At 70.4% G+C, this 16,071-nt stretch carries 20 protein-coding genes; 10 read left to right on the forward strand and 10 right to left on the reverse strand.

The annotated features are described in order from the left end of the window. The first annotated feature begins 281 nt into the window (after window positions 1-281). From A3AG_RS0120480 to A3AG_RS0120490, 3 genes are read left to right on the forward strand one after another with little or no spacing between them, the layout of a single operon-like run. Complete coding sequence (locus A3AG_RS0120480; RefSeq protein ID WP_018007224.1) at window positions 282-653, forward strand: hypothetical protein; 372 nt, start codon at window positions 282-284, stop codon at window positions 651-653. Between the two features lie 36 nt (window positions 654-689). Beyond that, the gene (locus tag A3AG_RS0120485) at window positions 690-1,142 is read left to right on the forward strand and encodes a DUF2383 domain-containing protein (RefSeq protein WP_018007225.1); all 453 of its coding nucleotides are present in this window, start codon (window positions 690-692) and stop codon (window positions 1,140-1,142) included. Between the two features lie 35 nt (window positions 1,143-1,177). Continuing rightward, on the forward strand, window positions 1,178-1,795 hold the full coding sequence (locus tag A3AG_RS0120490) for a hypothetical protein (RefSeq protein WP_018007226.1): 618 nt from the start codon (window positions 1,178-1,180) through the stop codon (window positions 1,793-1,795). A gap of 80 nt (window positions 1,796-1,875) precedes the next feature. On the opposite strand, the gene A3AG_RS0120495 is transcribed toward A3AG_RS0120490, so the two are convergent. From A3AG_RS0120495 to A3AG_RS0120505, 3 genes are all read right to left on the reverse strand, one after another. Continuing rightward, complete coding sequence (locus A3AG_RS0120495) at window positions 1,876-2,220, reverse strand: hypothetical protein (RefSeq protein ID WP_018007227.1); 345 nt, start codon at window positions 2,218-2,220, stop codon at window positions 1,876-1,878. Between the two features lie 81 nt (window positions 2,221-2,301). Then, on the reverse strand, window positions 2,302-2,856 hold the full coding sequence (locus A3AG_RS0120500; protein ID WP_018007228.1) for a CinA family protein: 555 nt from the start codon (window positions 2,854-2,856) through the stop codon (window positions 2,302-2,304). Then, window positions 2,853-3,455: a DUF421 domain-containing protein gene (locus A3AG_RS0120505; protein ID WP_018007229.1), complete on the reverse strand. Its 603-nt coding sequence runs from the start codon at window positions 3,453-3,455 to the stop codon at window positions 2,853-2,855. The genes A3AG_RS0120500 and A3AG_RS0120505 overlap by 4 nt, the downstream gene beginning before the upstream one ends. Window positions 3,456-3,716: 261 nt before the next feature. Between A3AG_RS0120505 and A3AG_RS0120510 the strand changes: the two genes are divergently transcribed. The 4 genes from A3AG_RS0120510 (at window position 3,717) to A3AG_RS0120525 (ending at window position 6,224) form a co-directional block, all read left to right on the forward strand. After that, entirely contained in the window at window positions 3,717-4,880 is a 1,164-nt protein-coding gene (locus A3AG_RS0120510) for a flavodoxin family protein (RefSeq protein WP_240619903.1), read from the forward strand. Window positions 4,881-5,190: 310 nt separating this feature from the next. Next, the gene (locus A3AG_RS34585; protein ID WP_240619905.1) at window positions 5,191-5,508 is read left to right on the forward strand and encodes a BON domain-containing protein; all 318 of its coding nucleotides are present in this window, start codon (window positions 5,191-5,193) and stop codon (window positions 5,506-5,508) included. Window positions 5,509-5,532: 24 nt separating this feature from the next. Beyond that, on the forward strand, window positions 5,533-5,808 hold the full coding sequence (locus A3AG_RS0120520) for a BON domain-containing protein (RefSeq protein WP_018007230.1): 276 nt from the start codon (window positions 5,533-5,535) through the stop codon (window positions 5,806-5,808). A 98-nt stretch (window positions 5,809-5,906) separates the two neighbouring features. Beyond that, complete coding sequence (locus tag A3AG_RS0120525; protein ID WP_018007231.1) at window positions 5,907-6,224, forward strand: hypothetical protein; 318 nt, start codon at window positions 5,907-5,909, stop codon at window positions 6,222-6,224. Window positions 6,225-6,258: 34 nt separating this feature from the next. Here the strand turns inward: A3AG_RS0120525 and A3AG_RS0120530 are convergent, their stop codons facing one another. Continuing rightward, the gene (locus A3AG_RS0120530) at window positions 6,259-7,644 is read right to left on the reverse strand and encodes an erythromycin esterase family protein (protein ID WP_018007232.1); all 1,386 of its coding nucleotides are present in this window, start codon (window positions 7,642-7,644) and stop codon (window positions 6,259-6,261) included. 59 nt (window positions 7,645-7,703) lie between these two features. Continuing rightward, window positions 7,704-7,925 (reverse strand): DUF2188 domain-containing protein, encoded by a 222-nt coding sequence (locus A3AG_RS0120535; protein WP_018007233.1) that lies wholly within the window; start codon window positions 7,923-7,925, stop codon window positions 7,704-7,706. Window positions 7,926-8,098: 173 nt separating this feature from the next. Between A3AG_RS0120535 and A3AG_RS0120540 the strand changes: the two genes are divergently transcribed. Continuing rightward, window positions 8,099-8,407 carry a hypothetical protein gene (locus A3AG_RS0120540; RefSeq protein WP_010814535.1) on the forward strand — a complete coding sequence of 103 codons (309 nt, stop codon included), beginning with the start codon at window positions 8,099-8,101 and terminating at the stop codon, window positions 8,405-8,407. A 56-nt stretch (window positions 8,408-8,463) separates the two neighbouring features. On the opposite strand, the gene A3AG_RS0120545 is transcribed toward A3AG_RS0120540, so the two are convergent. The 4 genes from A3AG_RS0120545 to A3AG_RS0120560 all read right to left on the reverse strand — a co-directional run bounded on the left by A3AG_RS0120545 (window position 8,464) and on the right by A3AG_RS0120560 (window position 13,006). After that, window positions 8,464-9,831, reverse strand: coding sequence for an MFS transporter (locus A3AG_RS0120545; protein WP_018007234.1), 1,368 nt, complete (start codon window positions 9,829-9,831; stop codon window positions 8,464-8,466). A 152-nt stretch (window positions 9,832-9,983) separates the two neighbouring features. Beyond that, window positions 9,984-10,208, reverse strand: a complete 225-nt coding sequence (locus A3AG_RS0120550) for a DUF2783 domain-containing protein (RefSeq protein WP_018007235.1) — start codon at window positions 10,206-10,208, stop codon at window positions 9,984-9,986. A 36-nt stretch (window positions 10,209-10,244) separates the two neighbouring features. After that, on the reverse strand, window positions 10,245-11,987 hold the full coding sequence (locus A3AG_RS0120555) for an FAD-dependent oxidoreductase (RefSeq protein WP_018007236.1): 1,743 nt from the start codon (window positions 11,985-11,987) through the stop codon (window positions 10,245-10,247). A gap of 59 nt (window positions 11,988-12,046) precedes the next feature. Beyond that, the gene (locus A3AG_RS0120560; protein WP_018007237.1) at window positions 12,047-13,006 is read right to left on the reverse strand and encodes an MBL fold metallo-hydrolase; all 960 of its coding nucleotides are present in this window, start codon (window positions 13,004-13,006) and stop codon (window positions 12,047-12,049) included. A 311-nt stretch (window positions 13,007-13,317) separates the two neighbouring features. On the opposite strand from A3AG_RS0120560, the gene A3AG_RS0120565 reads away from it, so the two are divergent. Both A3AG_RS0120565 and A3AG_RS0120570 read left to right on the forward strand, forming a co-directional pair. Beyond that, window positions 13,318-14,145, forward strand: a complete 828-nt coding sequence (locus tag A3AG_RS0120565) for an IclR family transcriptional regulator (RefSeq protein WP_018007238.1) — start codon at window positions 13,318-13,320, stop codon at window positions 14,143-14,145. After that, window positions 14,142-14,972, forward strand: coding sequence for an IclR family transcriptional regulator (locus tag A3AG_RS0120570; protein WP_018007239.1), 831 nt, complete (start codon window positions 14,142-14,144; stop codon window positions 14,970-14,972). Before A3AG_RS0120565 ends, A3AG_RS0120570 begins: the two co-directional genes overlap by 4 nt. Before the next feature lie 41 nt (window positions 14,973-15,013). Here A3AG_RS0120570 and A3AG_RS0120575 read toward each other — a convergent pair whose 3' ends face one another. Next, window positions 15,014-15,994 (reverse strand): Bug family tripartite tricarboxylate transporter substrate binding protein, encoded by a 981-nt coding sequence (locus tag A3AG_RS0120575; RefSeq protein ID WP_018007240.1) that lies wholly within the window; start codon window positions 15,992-15,994, stop codon window positions 15,014-15,016. Window positions 15,995-16,071: the final 77 nt, after the last annotated feature.

Below are 16,071 nucleotides of genomic sequence, written 5' to 3' on the forward strand. Positions count from 1 at the left end.
GGCCAGCCGCCGGGATGGCTCTGCCATGCGAAGTGCGTGCCAGCGCGCCCGGCCGCGGCGGCGGGCCGGCTCGCCCAAGCACCGCAAGGGCGTGCGGCGCGGCAGCGCATGTGCCGATCCGGCAATGGCTTGTAAAAAGTACTGGTGGCCGCCGCGCCGATGGAAATAACGCGCAGGGCCGCGCGCCCGCTGCCGGCCGGCGCGCTCCCCGGTATGGTTCTTGCCCCTGCAAGCCCATGCGTGCCATGGCCGGCACGGTGGCATGCCATTCAAGGGGACCCATGGATCAGTGGCTGGAGGCGGCGCAATGGCCGGCAATGGTGGTGACGGTCGTGGCAACCTGGCTGGTCGGTTCACGCTCGATCGCGCGGCGTCGTGCCGGCTTCTGGGTGTTCCTGGCCAGCAACGTGCTGTGGATTGCGTGGGGCTGGCACGGCGACGCCCATGCGCTGATCGTGCTGCAGTTGGCGCTGATCGCGATGAACCTGCGCGGCATGCGCGAGGCGCGCAAGGCGTGGCGGGCCGCCGCGCAGCACGCCTTCGCCGCGGCTGGCGCCCGGCAGCGCCAGTCGCTATCCTTGGACCAGTCCGGCACCCGTCGCGGGTCCGGCGCCAACGCGCAACCGCCGGCAGCCGCCGGCTCCGATCGGTGACTTCACGGTCCGCCCGCGGACCAGGGCAGGTGTGCCATGGCGAAGAAAAAAATCCTGTTGCTCAACGCCTTGATCGCGGCCTCGCGCGAGGGGGAGCTGGGCTGCCGCCGCGCCGCGATCGCCGCGGCCAATCCCCACCTCAAGTCCGTGCTGACCAGCCGTGCCAATGCGTTCGCGCAGGCCGCGCATGAGCTGCAGGCGTGCCTGCTCGACCTGGGCGAGGTGCCGCAGGCAGTGCCGATGCCGGCCGCGGTCCCGGTCCCCGCGCCCCCCGGGATTGGCAAGCACGGTTCCGACCGTTCCATCGTGCAGGCCATCAGCAAGCGCGAGCACGCGGTGCAGCGGCGCTACGCGCGGGCGCTGCGCACGCATGTGCTGGGCGCGCGCGTGCGTGCCGTGGTGCGCCGCCAGTATCGCGGCGTGCAGGTGAACCACGAGCTGTTCCGGGTGCTGCGGCAGCAGTACCGCGCGCCGCAAGAGCGGCCGTAGCCGGATAGCCGCGTGCCTCGGGCCACAGCGCTGCCATGCCGGCCGACTTCCCTGCCTTCGAACACGCCGCCCGGCTCGTGCTGATGTACGGGCTGGTGCCGCTGTGGCTGCTGGCGGGCGTGGGCGACTGGCTCTGCCACCGGGCCACGCAGATCGAACGCAACGCCGGCGTCAACGAATCGCTGCTGCACATGCTGATGCTGGCCGAAGTGGGCCTGCCGCTGCTGCTGGTGCTGTTCCTGGAGGTCAACGCGCTGCTGATCGCGGTGGTGCTGGCGGCGCTGGTCATCCACGAGATCACTGCCTGGTGGGATGTGCATTACGCCAGCAGGCGCCGTCATATCGCACCGGTCGAGCAGCACATGCACAGCTTGCTGGAAGTGCTGCCGCTGGCCGCGGCGTCGTATGTGGTGGTGTTGCACTGGGGCCAGTTTCTCGCCTTGTTCGGGCGCGGCCCGGAGCCCGCGCGGATGGCGCTGGCGCTGAAGGCCGAGCCGCTGCCGCCGGCGTATCTGGCCGGCCTGCTGGTGGCGGTGGTGCTGCTGGCGGGACTTCCTTATCTGGAGGAGCTTTGGCGCTGCGTGCGCTGGCGCCGGCGTGAACGCGAGGCGCTGCTGGCACAGGCGACACGGGCCATGCGCGGCGGCGGCTAGCCTGCCGCGACGTTGGGGGCGCCGCAGGCGAGCGCAGCCGGCGCGCACGGCGCGCCGCGTGTTCGGGGTCAGTCAGGCGCTTACCGCTTCGGCGCCGGATCCGGCGAATCGCCCTTGGGGCCGCTTGGCGCATCGGCGGTCGGCGCGGCCGGCGCGCCTTGCTCGCGCGGCTTCTTGCTGCGGGCGGTGTTCGAGGTCTTGTCCGACTTGGACTTGGACTTCTTCATGGTGTCCTTGGCGCCGGGGGCGGAAGCGGCGCCCATGTCGGTAGCGGCCGGCTGGTTGCGCGCGGCCGGAGGGGAACCTTCGATCGGCGGCACGCTGGGGTTCGGCACGTTCGGCGACGCCGGTGCCTGTTGAGCAAAGGCCGGCAGGCAGAGCGCGGTGCCGACGACCAGTGCCGTGGTAGCGAGAGTGCGTTTCATGATGGTCTCCATTGCAAGACTACGTCGGTCGGGCCCAGGGCCCTCGGGATTGCCGGCATGCCGATTCGGCGCGCCGGCGATTCATGCGCGCGGGTCGCGGCCTTGCCCGCTGCGCGCCAGTTGGTGGTAGTGGCAGATGCGTGCCAGCGCCCAGTCGGCGGCGGCTTCACGCACGGCGTTGCGCGCGCCGGCGAAGCGGCGTGTCTCGGTAAACGCTGCAATGCCGTGCGCGTGCGACACCACGTCGTGCGCGGCATGGCCGTGGCGGCGGAACACCCAGGCGAAGCACTGCGTGCCGGCGGGGATATCGCCGTCGCCGCCGCCATCGGCCACGCCGGTGTTGGCAATCGCCAGGTCGGCGCCGGTCAGTTGCATGGCGCCGCGCGCCATCGCCAGAGAGACCGCCTCGCTGGTCAGGCCATGGCGCCGGATGGTTTCGGCCGGGACGTGCAGCAACTGCTCCTTGGCGGACGGCGAGTAGGCCACGATCGCGCAGCGCAAGACCTCGCCGCAGCCAGGCACCTCAGCGATACGCGAGGCAATCAGGCCCGCGGTACAGGACTCCGCCGTCACCACGCGCAGTCCGTGGCGCAGCAGGTAGCGCGCGATCGCGCGGTTGTCGCTGCCGTGGCTCATCGCCGTGCCCCGGTTGCATGCGCCGCCACGCCGTCACCGCGCGCGACCGTGCCGGCGGCGGTGCGTGGCGGCGCGGGCGCGGGTTCGGCCCGCTGCGCGCGCACGAACGTGACCTTGCCGTCGCGCTCCAGCACCACGCGGCGGAGATCGTCGAAGCTGTCGGTCTGCAGCGTCGCGCGCAGATTCGCCCTGAGGTCTTCCTCGGTCAGCATTGCGCCGCGCATGCGCGCGCGATCCAGCTGGCCCGCGCGCATCAGGTCCAGCGCATCGCCGGCGATGGCGCGGTCAAAGCCGGGGGAACGGCTCGACAGCCAGCCCACCGCGCGGTGCAGCAGCACCAGCACCAGCGCCGCGGCAAAGGCCACCGCGAACGAGGTTGCGCCCACTACCGCGCGCGACAGCACCGCGCCCAACAGCAGCACGATGCACAGGTCGAACGAGGTCTTCTGCGCAAAGGCGCGCCTGCCGGCCAGCCGCAGCAGCGCCCAGGTGCCGGCGAAGACGATGGCGGCGCGCACGCCGGCCTGCCACCAGGCCAGGTCGTCGCCCTCGCCAAGCAGCCCGCGCATCGCCTCGGCAATCACTTGCATGCTCTCCATTGCGGTATCCGCAGTCGCTTTCCCGCCGAGGCGGCAGGTTCCGTGCCAGCACCGTGGGCGCAGCCTGCGCGACAGGCGCGGGCTGCGCTGCTCGAACCGCGCGCGCCGGCCACGCAGGCGGCGCGGCCAAATGCGGGGAAAAATGTACATGCAGCGCCGGACCGCGCCTGTAAAAGCTGCGCGCCGCGCGCGGCGCATACGTTGCGCGGCGGTGGCGCTCATCTTGCATGTCTGCGCGCAACGATCCTGACGGAGAACGACATGCCCGAGCAGCCGCCGAAGCCTCCCATGCCACCCGCAGCCCCCGCCCGTCCCGCGCACGATGCGCCGCGCGCGCCGCGCCACGCCGGCGATCCCGAGGACGTGCGCAAGGGCCAGGTCACCAGTCCGCTGCCGCGCGAAGTCTTTCGCCAGCGCTTCCTGGCGCGCTTTACCGACCCGGCGTACCGGCAGGAGGATGACGCACTGGACCGCCTCGAGCGCATTGCGTGGGACGCCTATGCGCAAAGCCGCAAGGCGCCGCTCACGCACAAGGCGGGCGCGGGCTATGCCGATCCGGATTACGACCTTTCCGACGAATGGCGCGCCGCCAGCGAGGCGGTGCGCGTGGCCCAGCAGCGCCAGGCCGATCCGGCCACGCGTTCGCGCGTGCTGCTGGTATGCGCGGCCGCGCGCAACGACTACACCTGCCCCGGCGAAATGTCGAAATCCTGGCGCCTGGCCGGGCGCGCGCGCGAGCGGCTGGAAGCGCAGGGCATCGAGGTCGACCTGCTCGACCTGAGCCGACTGACTTCCGACGCGCAACTGCATATCCATCCGTGCAAGGGTTGCGTATCGACCGCGATGCCGCTGTGCCACTGGCCGTGCAGCTGTTATCCCAACCATGCGCTGGGCCAGGTCAATGACTGGATGAACGAGATCTACCCGCGCTGGGCGGCCTGCCACGGCGTGCTGATCGTTACGCCTGTGTACTGGTACCAGGTCAGCAGCCCGCTCAAGCTGATGATGGACCGGCTGGTGTGCGCCGACGGCGGCAACCCGGACCCCACCACCACGCACGGCAAGGACGTGAAGCGGGCCAAGGCGATCGAGCTGTCGGGCTGGGACTATCCCAAGCACCTGGCGGGGCGCGCCTACGGGCTGGTGGTGCATGGAGACGTCGCCGGTATCGAAGGCGTGCGCCGCGCGCTGTCGGACTGGCTCGACTGGATGGGACTGATCGATGCCGGCGCCCAGGCGCGGCTGGATCGGTATATCGGCTACTACGAGCCTTATGCCACCAGCCATGTCGCGCTGGACCACGATGCCAGCGTGCAGGGCGAAGTCGACAACGTGGCGCGCGCGCTGGCTTGCGCGGTGGAACAGCTGCGCCATGGCGAACTGCGCACCGCCGACCACGGCCTGGTGCCGCCGCGTCTGAAGTAGCGCGGCTGGTAACAGTGACAGCAGGCCCGCCCGCGGTTGCGGCGGGGCGAACCGAGGCAAGAACGGAGGCAACGATGGATCGCAGAGACAACCGGCGCGGCCCTCCATGGCACGAAAGCGCCGTGCCCGAGGCCGATATGCGCAGCCATTATGTGGGTGCGTATGGCGTGTATGACTATGACCAGCCCGTCGACCCCGGCGAGTTTGGGGGCGCCGCGGAACTGGCGCATGGCGGCGGCGCGATGCCGAGGCGCCCCAGGCCCGGGACCGGACCGATCCGTACCGCCAGTTCACCGGCTACAACGAGCGCATGGATCTCTACCGCGGCGGGACGGAGCCGTGGCGGCCGGTCGGGCCGCGCAACTACCGGCGCAGCGACGAACGCATCCTCGAGGACCTGTGCGAGCAACTGACGCGCAGTGGCCGGCTGGACCTGAACGAGGTCGAAGTGCGGGTCGAGCAGGGCGTGGTGACGCTGGAGGGCAGTGTGCCGGATCGCCACCAGAAGTACCGCATCGAGGATATCGCCGACGAGGTGTTCGGCGTCAGGGACCTGGTCAACCACTTGCACGTGGCAAGGCCGGCGGCGACCGAGGGCCATCCCGGCCACGGCATGCGCATGTACTGAGGCCGCGCCGCGGAGACCTTGCCCATGCCCGGTTCCCCGAAGACGGATACCAACCCGCGCGGCATCGCCGTCGGCGCGGCGGACACGGCGCTGCAGGCCTCGCTGTGCGAGCGCCTGTGGGAAAGCGGCCTCGACGTCAGCGAGATTGCGTTGGACGTGGCACAGGGCCGCATCACGCTGCGCGGCGCGATCGGCAGCGCCGCCGACCGCGCCGCGGTCGAGGCCTGCGTGCGGACCAATGCCGGCGGGCGCGACGTCGTCAATCACATCGAGGTCGCGCCCGACCGCACCGGCGGCTGAATTGCGCGCGCTGGCATGGCTTTCGCAACGGAGCCAGTTCCGGCCGCTGCCGAACGCGGCTGGCCATCAGCGATGGATTAACGAGGAAGGAGACTGTCATGAGACACACCGCGATCTTTGCGCTGGCCGCGCTGCTCAGCATGCCTGCGTGGGCCCAGACTACCACCACGCGCCCTGGCGCCGATACACGCGCGCCGGGCACGTCGGCCTCGGATGTCATGCCGGGCCAGGGCGACACGCGCCGCGCCACCCCCGCCACGCCAGCCACACCCGCGACGCCGGGCGGCGCTGGCACCCGCGCGACGCCGGCAACGCCCGCCACGCCGGCCAGCCCCGCCGTCAACGAGGGACCGCAATCGCCGCAGCGGTATGACTATCCGGCTTCGGAACCGAAGGCGCCGAAGAGCCGCAAATAAAAGAGGCACAGCGCGGCCGGGCCGCGCCGCCGTCTCACAGGCCCGATGGCCAGGTCTCCGGCGCGCCCGGCACAGGCGCCGCGGGCAGCGCCGGGACCGCGCTGCTGCGGTCGAACCACGCCAGCACGTCGAACTGCCGTGGCAGGATGGCGCGCGCGTAGTGGCTCTGCAGTTCCGTCTCCGGGCGATAGATCACGCCGATAAAGCGCTCCTGCCGCGCAGGCATCAGCAGTTCGCGCAATTCGGCGCGCACGGCGCTGCCATTACCGTCGCCAGCACCGTCACCACGCAGGTCGGTCCAGCCCTGTGCATGGCCGGCGGCGTGGAACAGGTGCTCGTAGCTGTCCGCCCGCGCGGGACGCACCTGCTTGATTTCCATTTCCCCGTCCCACGAGGTTGCCGCCGCGACCGTGCCGTCGTAGGTGCTGAAGCCGACCAGCGCGGCCGCGTCGCCGAATGCCTCGCGGCATAGCTGGCCGATATTCAGCTGGCCCTGGCCGGTGCCCATCTCGGTGTGCGAAGCATCGCCGATATGCGAGTTGTGCGCCCACACCACCGCGCGCGCTTCCGGCCCATGGGCGTGCAGCAACTGTTCGAGGGTCTCGAACATATGCGTGTCGCGCAGGTTCCAGCTGTCGTCGCTGCCGTGGTACATGACGCGATAGTAGCGTTCGGCCGATGCCACCAGGCGCGCATTCTGCGCCGCGTCCAGGAAGTCTTCGTGGCCGTCGCGCGCATAGGCCAGGCGCTTGTCGAGCAAGGCCTGCAGCTGTTCGACCACCGCGTCCTCGCAATCGGCATGGGTGCCATGCAGCACGGCCCGCCCGTAGCGCGCCGGATCGCGCCGCCACGGTTCCAGGCAGCCATAGCGTTCGCGCGCGGCCTGCGCGGCGCGGGGATCGACGCCTTCCAGGTAAGCCAGCACCGCCGCCATCGAGGCGCCCAGGCTGTAGATGTCGAGGCCGAAGAATCCGGCGCGCCGGGCCGGCGCCAGCGCGGCATTGTGCGCGTGCAGCCAGCGGATGAAGCGCGCCACCTCGAGATTGCGCCACATCCAGACCGGGAAGCGCGTAAAGGCGGCGCCGGGGGATTCGGCGGGTCGCGGCGGGCGTCCGCGCACATGGCGGTCGACCGCGGCGGCGTCGGGCCAGTCAGCTTCCACCGCGATGATGCGGAAGCCGTGGCGCGCCACCAGTTGCGCCGTCAGGGCAGCGCGCGCGTGATAGAACTCGGCGGTGCCATGCGTGCTCTCGCCCAGCAGCACCACGCGGTGGCGGCCGAGCCGGTCGGCCAGCGCCGCGGCGCCGTTGGCGAAGGGGCCGGTGAACGGGCTCTCGGCCGCATGGTCGATCGCCGGCCACGGCACGGTCGCGGCCGCGATGGCGGCCACGGCGTGCGGGTCGGCCCGGTGTTGTGGCATGGTGGCGCGGGCTGCCGGCAGCGTGCCGGCGTCGCCGGCGTTGCGGCAAGAAGCGCGGCTCAGCCGTGTATGGTGCGCGGATCGTGGCCGAAGCTGTTGCGCGAGCGGATCTGGCCGTCGCGGCCATGGATCAGCAATTCGACGTGCTCGCGCTGGGCCTGCGAGGTGCCGGCGGCGACCGCCTCTTCCTGCGTGGCGTGGTGCGATTCGGCGTAGCGTGCGCCTTCGTGGATGACGTCCCAGCCTTCGTCGTGCGGAACGACGTGTATGTTGCTGCCCATGTCGGGTCTCCTCGGATATCGGTTCTTTTATTGTGGTCGATCTGCGCGCGCTGTCTATCCGGCGGCGTCTGACAGGCGCGAAGCGCTTCCGGTTCCACTTTCCGATGGAAATCCCTGGTTATTTGTCGGGCCTCTTGTAAGCTGGACTTGGATCGCAATCAGAGGAGCGGACCATGCGTGCAAGATTTGCCAGGGGGCTGACGCAGTCGCCGGTAACCGTGGTGGCCCGGGCGTTCGACGGAGAAGCGGTGCGCACTCCCCAGGTGGGCGACCTGGTGACGGTGTATAGCCAGGACCAGGACACCGAATTTAATATCCGCCTGTGCGAGGCCGTGGAGCCCGGCCGCTGGCGCGGCGTGGTCTACGCGATCGGCCGCGGACAGGACGTGCTGGTCACCGCCGAGGGGCTGGAAATCGACGATGTGGTCGAGGTGATGCGGGAGGAAATCGCCTCCGTGATTCCCTGCGGCCGATCCCACTGAACGCCGCACCCGCGCGGGTGCGGATCATCCGGAATTGAAGTTTCCCGAGGCCTGGCTCACGCCGGCCGCGCGGGCTGTTTCGGCACGCCCAGCCACATGGCCAGGCCGCTTGCCAGCAGCAGCGCCGCCAGCAGGTAGAGCGCATGGTCGAGGCTGCCGGTGCGTGTCTTGATCTGGCCGATCACCCATGGGCTGACGATGCCGCTGGTGATGCCGATGCTGCTGATGAAGGCGATTCCGGCGGCGGTGCCGGCGCCCGGCAGGTAGCCCGGGGGCAGCGCCCAGAACACCGGCAGCGCGGCAAAGATCAGCACTGCCGCCACCGACAGGATCGCCAGCATCGCCGCCAGGCCTGGCAGCGGCAAGGTCAGCGCCGCCAGCGCCAGCGCGCCGCCCGCCGTGCACAGCAGGAAATGCCGATGGCGCTCGCCGGTGCGGTCCGAATGCCGCGCAATCACGATCAGGCCGACCGCACCGACCGCATTCGGCACCACCGAATACAGGCTCACCGACATCACGTCGGTCACGCCGAAATCGCGGATCATCAGCGGCATCCAGAAGCTGAGCGCCAGCGAGCCGCAGGTCAGCGAAAAATAGATAAAGGCGAACAGGTACACGCGCGGGTTGCGCAGCACCTGGCGCAGCGCGTGCAGCGAATGGCCGCCGCCCTGGGTGTGCGCGGCGGTGTCGCGCAGCAGATGGTCGCGCTCGCGCTCGCTCAGCCAGCTGGCCTGCTGCGGCCCGTCGACCAGCAGGCGCGCGGCCGCCAGGCCAAGCAGCACCGCCGGCGCGCCTTCGATCGCGAACATCCACTTCCAGCCCTGCAGGCCCAGCACGCCGGCCATGTCCCGCATGATCCAGCCGGACACCAGCCCGCCCAGCACGCCCGCCACCGCCACGCCGGCAAAGAAGATCGCCATCACCGCGGCCCGCCGGCGCGCGGGGAACCAGTAGGTCAGGTACAGCACGATGCCGGGGAAGAAGCCGGCCTCGAACACGCCCAGCAGGAAGCGCAGTGCGTAGAACTGCGTGGGCGTCGACACCGCCATCATCGCCACCGACACGGTTCCCCACAGCACCATGATGCGGGTGAAGGTGCGGCGCGCGCCGAAGCGCGCCAGCAGCATGTTGCTCGGCACCTCGCACAGCACGTAGCCGACGTAGAACACCGCCGCGCCAAGGCCGTACATGGCGTCGCTGAAGCCCAGGTCGTGCTTCATCTGCAGCTGCGCGAAGCCGATGTTGATGCGGTCCAGGAACGACACCACGTAGCAGACGAAGAGGAAGGGAATGATGCGCAGCCAGACCTTGCGGTAGAGCGCGTCCTCGTCGCGCGCGGCGAGTGCTGCGGGGGCTGGGGCGGCCGGCGCCGAAGGCGCCAGGCTGGATAGGGACGAAAGCTGCCCTGAGACCGGATGGCTCATCGATGTTGTCTCCGTGCGGTGGTGGCTGCGGCGGCAGTCAGCCGGGCGGTTGCCGCCAGTGGGCCGCGTCTGGTGCGCGTTGGCCCGCGATGGGTTGAAGGGCGGCGCGTGGCGCAGGCCCGGACTGGCCGTGCCTGCGCCTGGCGCTCAGGTCAGGCCGGCATGGTGTCGGCGCTGGCGACGACGCCGGCGCGCGCTTCGGCCATGGCCGCGAGCAGCACGTCGTGGTCGCCGATATGGTTGGCCAGCAGCAGGATCAGCTGCGCGTTGGCGGCCTGGCTCTGGGTCTCGTCGAGGTCGCGGTGCATATCGATCAGCGCCTCGTAGAAGTCGTCGGGCCGCGCCAGGTTGGGCTGGGTGTTGAGCATATTGGGCATGGCAATCTCCGTGGGGCAGGGCTGGCGTCCGGGCAATCAGGCGGCCATGCGGCCGGGCTGCGGCGCGCGCAGGTCGGCGCCGGTGGCGCGCGCCAGCGCGGCGCGGATCGCGGCCGGGTCGGGACGGTGCCAGCGCGCACACACATGCTGGTCCGGACGGACCAGGTAGCAGGTGCCCGGCGCGGCGCCGTAGCGCGCCGCCGCCAGGCCTTCGTCGTCGCGCAGCACGGTCGCGTGGGTGCAGGTCATGGGCGGTTGCGCGGCGTCGGTGACATAGACCAGTTGCAGCGGCGTGCCGGCCTGCTTCAGGGCGGCCAGCTCGGCCAGAGTGGCGCCATCGATGGCCTCCGGATTGCCGAACACCAGCAAGGTGAAATCGCCGCCCAGGTAAGACAGCAGCCAGCCCGGGCCGTCCACTGCGGATACCGGCGCATCGCAGCAGACGGCACCCGGCACCAGCTTGCCGGCAGCATCCGGGGCGGCGTCCTCGGTGTTCAGCGGCGAGCCATGCAGCACCGCCGGCACCGACAGCCTGCCGCTGTTCACCAGTGCGCGTGCGAACGCATGGCGCCTCGACAGCGCCAGCACCGCGTCGCGGAATACGCGGCTGGCGGCGCTCTTGGGCGTGATGAAGTCGGTCGAGCGGGTGGAGTTGCGGATGTTCTCGTCGGCGGCGAATTCGCGCTCGCTGGCGTAGGTGTCCAGCAGCCGGTCGCAGGCATGGCCCTGCAGCACGTAGGCCAGCTTCCACGCCAGGTTCTCGGCATCCTGGATGCCGCTATTGGCGCCGCGCGCGCCGAACGGCGAGACGCCGTGCGCGGCATCGCCCGCGAACAGGATATTGCCGTGGCGGAAGCTGTCCATGCGCTGGCAGGAGAAGGTGTAGACGCTGACCCACTCCAGCTCGAACTTCGCGTCCTTGCCCAGCAGCGCCTGCACCCGCGGAATCACGCGCTCGGGGGATTTTTCCAGCACCGGGTCGGCGTCCCAGCCGAGCTGGAAGTCGATGCGCCAGACATTGTCCGGCTGCCGGTGCAGCAGCACCGACTGGTGCGGATGGAAGGGCGGGTCGAACCAGAACCAGCGCTCGGCCGGGAAATCGGCTTCCATTTTGACGTCGGCGATCAGGAAGCGGTCGCGGAAGGTGCGGCCCTTGCTGTCCAGGCCCAGCAGCTTGCGCATCGGGCTGCGCGAGCCGTCGGCGGCCACCACATAGTGCGCGGCCAGCGGGTAGCAGCCGTCCGGGGTCTCGACGGTCAGCACCACGCCGGCGTCAGGCGCGCGGCGGCTTTCCACGCCGACCACCTTGTTGCGCCAGCGGATCTCGATATTGGGCAGCGCCTGCGCGCGTTCCAGCAGATAGCCTTCCAGGTAGTACTGCTGCAGGTTGATGAAGGCCGGGCGCCGGTGGCCGCTCTCGGGCAGCAGGTCGAAGCTGTAGACCTGCTCGTCGCGCAGGAATACCCTGCCGACATGCCAGCGCACCCCCTTGTCGACCATGCGCTGGCCGCAGCCGAGGCGGTCGAAGATATCGAGCGTGCGCTTGGAAAAGCAGATCGCGCGCGAGCCGGTGGACAGCGTGCAGTCGTCATCCACCAGCACCACGCGCATGCCGCGTTGCGCCAGGTCGATGGCGGTGGCCAGCCCCACCGGGCCGGCCCCGACCACGACCACCGGATGCACCGCCGCGGGCGCGGCCTCGGCGGATTGCCCGGCGCGCTGCTGTTCCGCGCAGGGCCGATAGGCGAACGTCAGCCGCTGGTAGTCGATGCTGCTCATGCTTGTGTCTCCTCCACCTGAAAAACTCTGTTGTGCGATGGCTTGCTGATGTGCCGTCGTCAGTCCTGCAGCGCGGCCCACATCTCCTGGTCGCGTTGGGCGGTCCAGATGCGCGGATGACGCATGCCGCTGGCCTCGTCGTAGGCGCGCGAGACATCGAAGGGCAGGCAGTGCTCGTAGATAAAGACGTGGCCGAACTTCGGGTCCATGGCGCGGCGCGTGTGCGCCATCGCGGCCTTCAGGTCGAGCTTTTTCGCCACCGCTTCCTGGCCGGACTTGAACAGCGTGGTGACGAAGTCCTTGGTGTATGCGATGCCCTTTTTCACTTCATCGGGCGTGGTCAGCGCGGGGCCGCGGCCCGGCACCAGCTTTTCTGGGTTCAGCGCCTGCAGCGCATCGAGCGTGGCCGGCCATTCGGCCAGTTGCGCGTCGCCGCAGTAGCAGGCGGCGTCGTATTCGACCAGGTCGCCCGAGAACAGCACCTTCTGCTGCGGCAGCCACACCACGGTGTCGCCCTTGGTATGGCCAGAGCCCAGGTGGGCGATGCGCACTTCCAGCTGGCCCAGGAACAGGGTGATTTCCTTGTCGAACACCAGCGTCGGCCAGGTCAGGCCGGGCACGGTCTCGACACCGGCAAACAGGCGCGGGAAGCGTTCGATCTCGGATTTCATGTCGGCCTCGCCGCGCTCGACGATCATCTCGTAGGTGCCGCGGCTGGCGATGATCTGCTGCGCGCCTTCGGCAAAGTAGGCCGAGGCGCCCAGCACGCGCACGGCGTGGTAGTGCGACAGCACCACGTACTTGATCGGCTTGTCGGTGATGGCGCGGATGCGCGCGATCAGGTCCTGCGCCATCGCCGGCGTGGCCGTGGTGTCGACGATCAGCACGCCGTCATCGCCAATCACCACGCCGGAGTTGGGATCGCCCTCGGCGGTATAGGCCCACGCGTTCTCGGACAGCTGGGTGAAGGTGATCTGCTTGGCTTCCAGGTCGGCTTGCGATGCGAATGCCTTGGACATGGCGTCTTTTCCTTTTGTGGGCAGGGCGGGACGGCGCGGGAATGGCCGCAAGCGCATGCGGCGTGGCACTGGCTGTCTCGCCCCCGTTCATTTGGATTTCCGGATGTCGCACGGCCGGGTGTGCCGTGTCGCGACGGGGTAATGCCATCTTAGGAAAGGTCAGGAAATTAATCAATAGCAAAATGATTAGCCTATGACAAATAATTGAGGCGATGCACTTTGGCCGGATCGGAATGGGGGTAAACCCGCGCGCGGCGGGATCGGGGAGGCGTTCGATTAATATCCGGTTTTTCCGATCACACAGGACGCTGATGGCCAGACCCAGGACCGGGACAGCGGTAACGCCGGCGGGCGCACCGGCGGCGCGTGCCGACAAGGCGCAGCGCGGCATCCAGAGCGTGGAGGTGGGCGCGCGCCTGCTCGCGGCGCTGGCCTCGGCACGCGTGCCGATGCCGCTGGCGGCGCTGGCCGACGCCGCGCAGCTGGCGCCGGCGCAGGCGCATGCCTATCTGGTCAGCCTGGCGCGGCTGGGCCTGATCAAGCGCGACCACCTGTCCGGCCGCTACGAGCCCGGACCGCTGTCGCTGCGCCTGGGCCTGCTGCACCTGGAGCAGGACGCCGCCTGGCGCGCCGCGCTGCCGCGCGCGGACGCGCTGGCGCAGGCGCTGGGCTGCAGCGTGGCGATCTGCCTGGCCGGGCCGCAGGGACCGACCATCGTGCGCTATGTGCCGGCGAGCGCGCCCCTGCACGTCAACCTGCACGTGGGCACAGTGATGGCGCTGGCGGCCACCGCCACCGGCCGTGTGTTCTGCGCGTTCCAGCCGCCCGCGCAGTGGCAGCCGCTGTGGCAGGCGCAGCAGCCGGATGCCAGTGAAGCCGACCAGGCCGCGTTCATTGCCAGGCTGGCGGAAATCCGTGCGCGCGGTATCGAACGCAGCATCGACGCCCCCAGCCCGGCGGTCAGCAGCCTCAGCGTGCCGGTGCTGGACGGTACCGGCGCGCTGCGGCTGGTGCTGACGCTGGTGGGCTCGACCGGTGCCATCGACGTCGACTGGCACGGCGCGGCGGCACGGGCGCTGCTCGCCGCGGGCGCGGAGATCGGCGCGGTGCTGCGCGAACCGAATGGTGAACAGGCATGAGCGGCGCGAACGAAACCCCGCAGGACCTCGACGGCGGCAAGCCGCAGCGCGGCATCCAGTCGCTCGACAGCACCGGCCGGTTGCTGGGCGCGCTGGTGGCCGCGGGGCGGCCGCTGCCGCTGCGCGACCTGGCGCTGGCCGCGGGCATGCCGGCGGCCAAGGCATTTCCGCACCTGGTCAGCCTGCAGAAGACCGGGCTGCTGGCGCGCGATGCCGCCGGCAACTACCTGTGCGGGCCGCTGGCGCTGGAACTGGGGCTGATCGCGCTGCAACGGCTGTCGCCGACGCGCGAGGCCGAACCGGAGGTGATCGAGCTGGCCGGGACCACCGGCCTGAGCGTGGCGATGGCGGTGCTGGGGCCGCTGGGGCCCACCGTGGTGAGGCTGGAAGAATCGGCGCGGCCCCAGCATGTCAGCCTGCGCGTGGGCACGGTGCTGTCGCTGGTCCATACCGCCATCGGCCGCACCGTGGCGGCGCACCTGCCGGCCAACGTGCTGGCAGGCCTGCTGCAGAACGATGCGCTGCGCATGGCGGGCGCCGCCGCCGACCAGGTGCTCGGGCCCGGCGGCGAGCTGGCGCCGACATACGCCGGGCGTCTGGCGCAGGTGCGCGCGGCGCGCCTCGACAATGCGCTGAGCCATCCGGTGCCGGGCATCGACACGCTGGCGGCGCCGGTGTTCGACCACACCGGCAGCCTGGCGCTGGTGATCGCGGTGATGGGTTCCAGCGGCAGTTTCGACAGCAGCACCGAAGGCACCACCGCCGCACTGGTGCGGCAGGCGGCGGCGCGGCTGTCGTGGCGCTTCGGCGCGCCGCAGGCGGTCTGAGGAGGACCCGAGGGTAGCTCGAGGGAGCTCGGGGCGGCGGGTCAGTTATCGAGCTTGATGTTGGCGGACTTGATCAGGCCGTCCCACTTCTCGTATTGCGCGCGGATATAGCTGCCGAACTGCGCCGGCGTGGCGGGGAACGGCACCGTGCCCTGGCTGGCCAGCCTGGCGGCCAGGTCCGGTTGCTTCAGCGCGGCCACGATCTCGCCGTTGAGACGGTCGATCACCGCCCTAGGCGTGCCTGCCGGGGCCGCCACGCCGAACCAGGCGGTCAGCTCGTAGCCGGGCACGCCGGCGGCGGCCAGCGTCGGCACGCCGGGCAGCTGCTCGGACGGCTTCTGCGTGGTCACCGCCAGCGCGCGCACGCGCTTGTCGCGGATATACGGCAGCGCCGTGGAGACGCTGTCGAACATCATGGTGATGCGCCCGCCGATCAGGTCGGTCATCGCTGCGGCGCTGCCCTTGTACGGAATGTGCGTGATCTCGACACCGGCCAGGTGCGTGAACAGCTCGCCCGCCAGGTGCGACGACGAGCCGTTGCCGAACGACCCGTAGGTCAGCCTGGCCGGCTCCTTGCGCGCCAGCGCCAGCAGTTCCGGCACGGTGCGCGCGGGCACGCTGGGGTGCACCACCAGCACGTTGGGCAGGTAGGCCACCGACGCCACCGGCGCGAAGTCCCTGAGCGGGTCGTAGCCAGGCTTGTCATAGAGGCTCTTGTTCACCGCCAGCGAGCCGAAGGTGCCGAACAGCAGCGTGTAGCCGTCGGCCGGGGCCCGCGCCACGGCGACCGCCGCCAGGTTGCCGCCGGCGCCGGGGCGGTTGTCGATCACCACCGGCTGCCGCAGCCGCGCCGACAGCGCGTTGCCGATCTCGCGCGCCAGCAGGTCGGTGGCGCCGCCCGGCGGGAACGGCACCACCAGCCGCACCGGCTTGTCGGGGTAGTCCGCCAGCGCGGTGCCGGCGGCGGTGGCCGCGCATGCAAACAGCAGCCCCATGGCCGCACGCCTGATCCAACCCTGCATCGCTGTCTCCTTTCCTTGATCTGTTGCGATGGAACGGGCGTCAGTGTGTCGCAGCGGCGGCGCGCGCGGGTTCGGGA

The organism is Cupriavidus neocaledonicus (genome assembly GCF_000372525.1).
GTDB lineage: Bacteria > Pseudomonadota > Gammaproteobacteria > Burkholderiales > Burkholderiaceae > Cupriavidus > Cupriavidus neocaledonicus.

Bases quoted from the DNA above. Each gene is read 5' to 3' on its own strand.
- A3AG_RS0120480 (WP_018007224.1), top strand. From the start codon at position 282: ATGGATCAGTGGCTGGAGGCGGCGCAATGGCCGGCAATGGTGGTGACG.
- A3AG_RS0120485 (WP_018007225.1), top strand. From the start codon at position 690: ATGGCGAAGAAAAAAATCCTGTTGCTCAACGCCTTGATCGCGGCCTCG.
- A3AG_RS0120490 (WP_018007226.1), top strand. From the start codon at position 1,178: ATGCCGGCCGACTTCCCTGCCTTCGAACACGCCGCCCGGCTCGTGCTG.
- A3AG_RS0120495 (WP_018007227.1), bottom strand. From the start codon at position 2,220: ATGAAACGCACTCTCGCTACCACGGCACTGGTCGTCGGCACCGCGCTC.
- A3AG_RS0120500 (WP_018007228.1), bottom strand. From the start codon at position 2,856: ATGAGCCACGGCAGCGACAACCGCGCGATCGCGCGCTACCTGCTGCGC.
- A3AG_RS0120505 (WP_018007229.1), bottom strand. From the start codon at position 3,455: ATGGAGAGCATGCAAGTGATTGCCGAGGCGATGCGCGGGCTGCTTGGC.
- A3AG_RS0120510 (WP_240619903.1), top strand. From the start codon at position 3,717: ATGCCCGAGCAGCCGCCGAAGCCTCCCATGCCACCCGCAGCCCCCGCC.
- A3AG_RS34585 (WP_240619905.1), top strand. From the start codon at position 5,191: ATGGATCTCTACCGCGGCGGGACGGAGCCGTGGCGGCCGGTCGGGCCG.
- A3AG_RS0120520 (WP_018007230.1), top strand. From the start codon at position 5,533: ATGCCCGGTTCCCCGAAGACGGATACCAACCCGCGCGGCATCGCCGTC.
- A3AG_RS0120525 (WP_018007231.1), top strand. From the start codon at position 5,907: ATGAGACACACCGCGATCTTTGCGCTGGCCGCGCTGCTCAGCATGCCT.
- A3AG_RS0120530 (WP_018007232.1), bottom strand. From the start codon at position 7,644: ATGCCACAACACCGGGCCGACCCGCACGCCGTGGCCGCCATCGCGGCC.
- A3AG_RS0120535 (WP_018007233.1), bottom strand. From the start codon at position 7,925: ATGGGCAGCAACATACACGTCGTTCCGCACGACGAAGGCTGGGACGTC.
- A3AG_RS0120540 (WP_010814535.1), top strand. From the start codon at position 8,099: ATGCGTGCAAGATTTGCCAGGGGGCTGACGCAGTCGCCGGTAACCGTG.
- A3AG_RS0120545 (WP_018007234.1), bottom strand. From the start codon at position 9,831: ATGAGCCATCCGGTCTCAGGGCAGCTTTCGTCCCTATCCAGCCTGGCG.
- A3AG_RS0120550 (WP_018007235.1), bottom strand. From the start codon at position 10,208: ATGCCCAATATGCTCAACACCCAGCCCAACCTGGCGCGGCCCGACGAC.
- A3AG_RS0120555 (WP_018007236.1), bottom strand. From the start codon at position 11,987: ATGAGCAGCATCGACTACCAGCGGCTGACGTTCGCCTATCGGCCCTGC.
- A3AG_RS0120560 (WP_018007237.1), bottom strand. From the start codon at position 13,006: ATGTCCAAGGCATTCGCATCGCAAGCCGACCTGGAAGCCAAGCAGATC.
- A3AG_RS0120565 (WP_018007238.1), top strand. From the start codon at position 13,318: ATGGCCAGACCCAGGACCGGGACAGCGGTAACGCCGGCGGGCGCACCG.
- A3AG_RS0120570 (WP_018007239.1), top strand. From the start codon at position 14,142: ATGAGCGGCGCGAACGAAACCCCGCAGGACCTCGACGGCGGCAAGCCG.
- A3AG_RS0120575 (WP_018007240.1), bottom strand. From the start codon at position 15,994: ATGCAGGGTTGGATCAGGCGTGCGGCCATGGGGCTGCTGTTTGCATGC.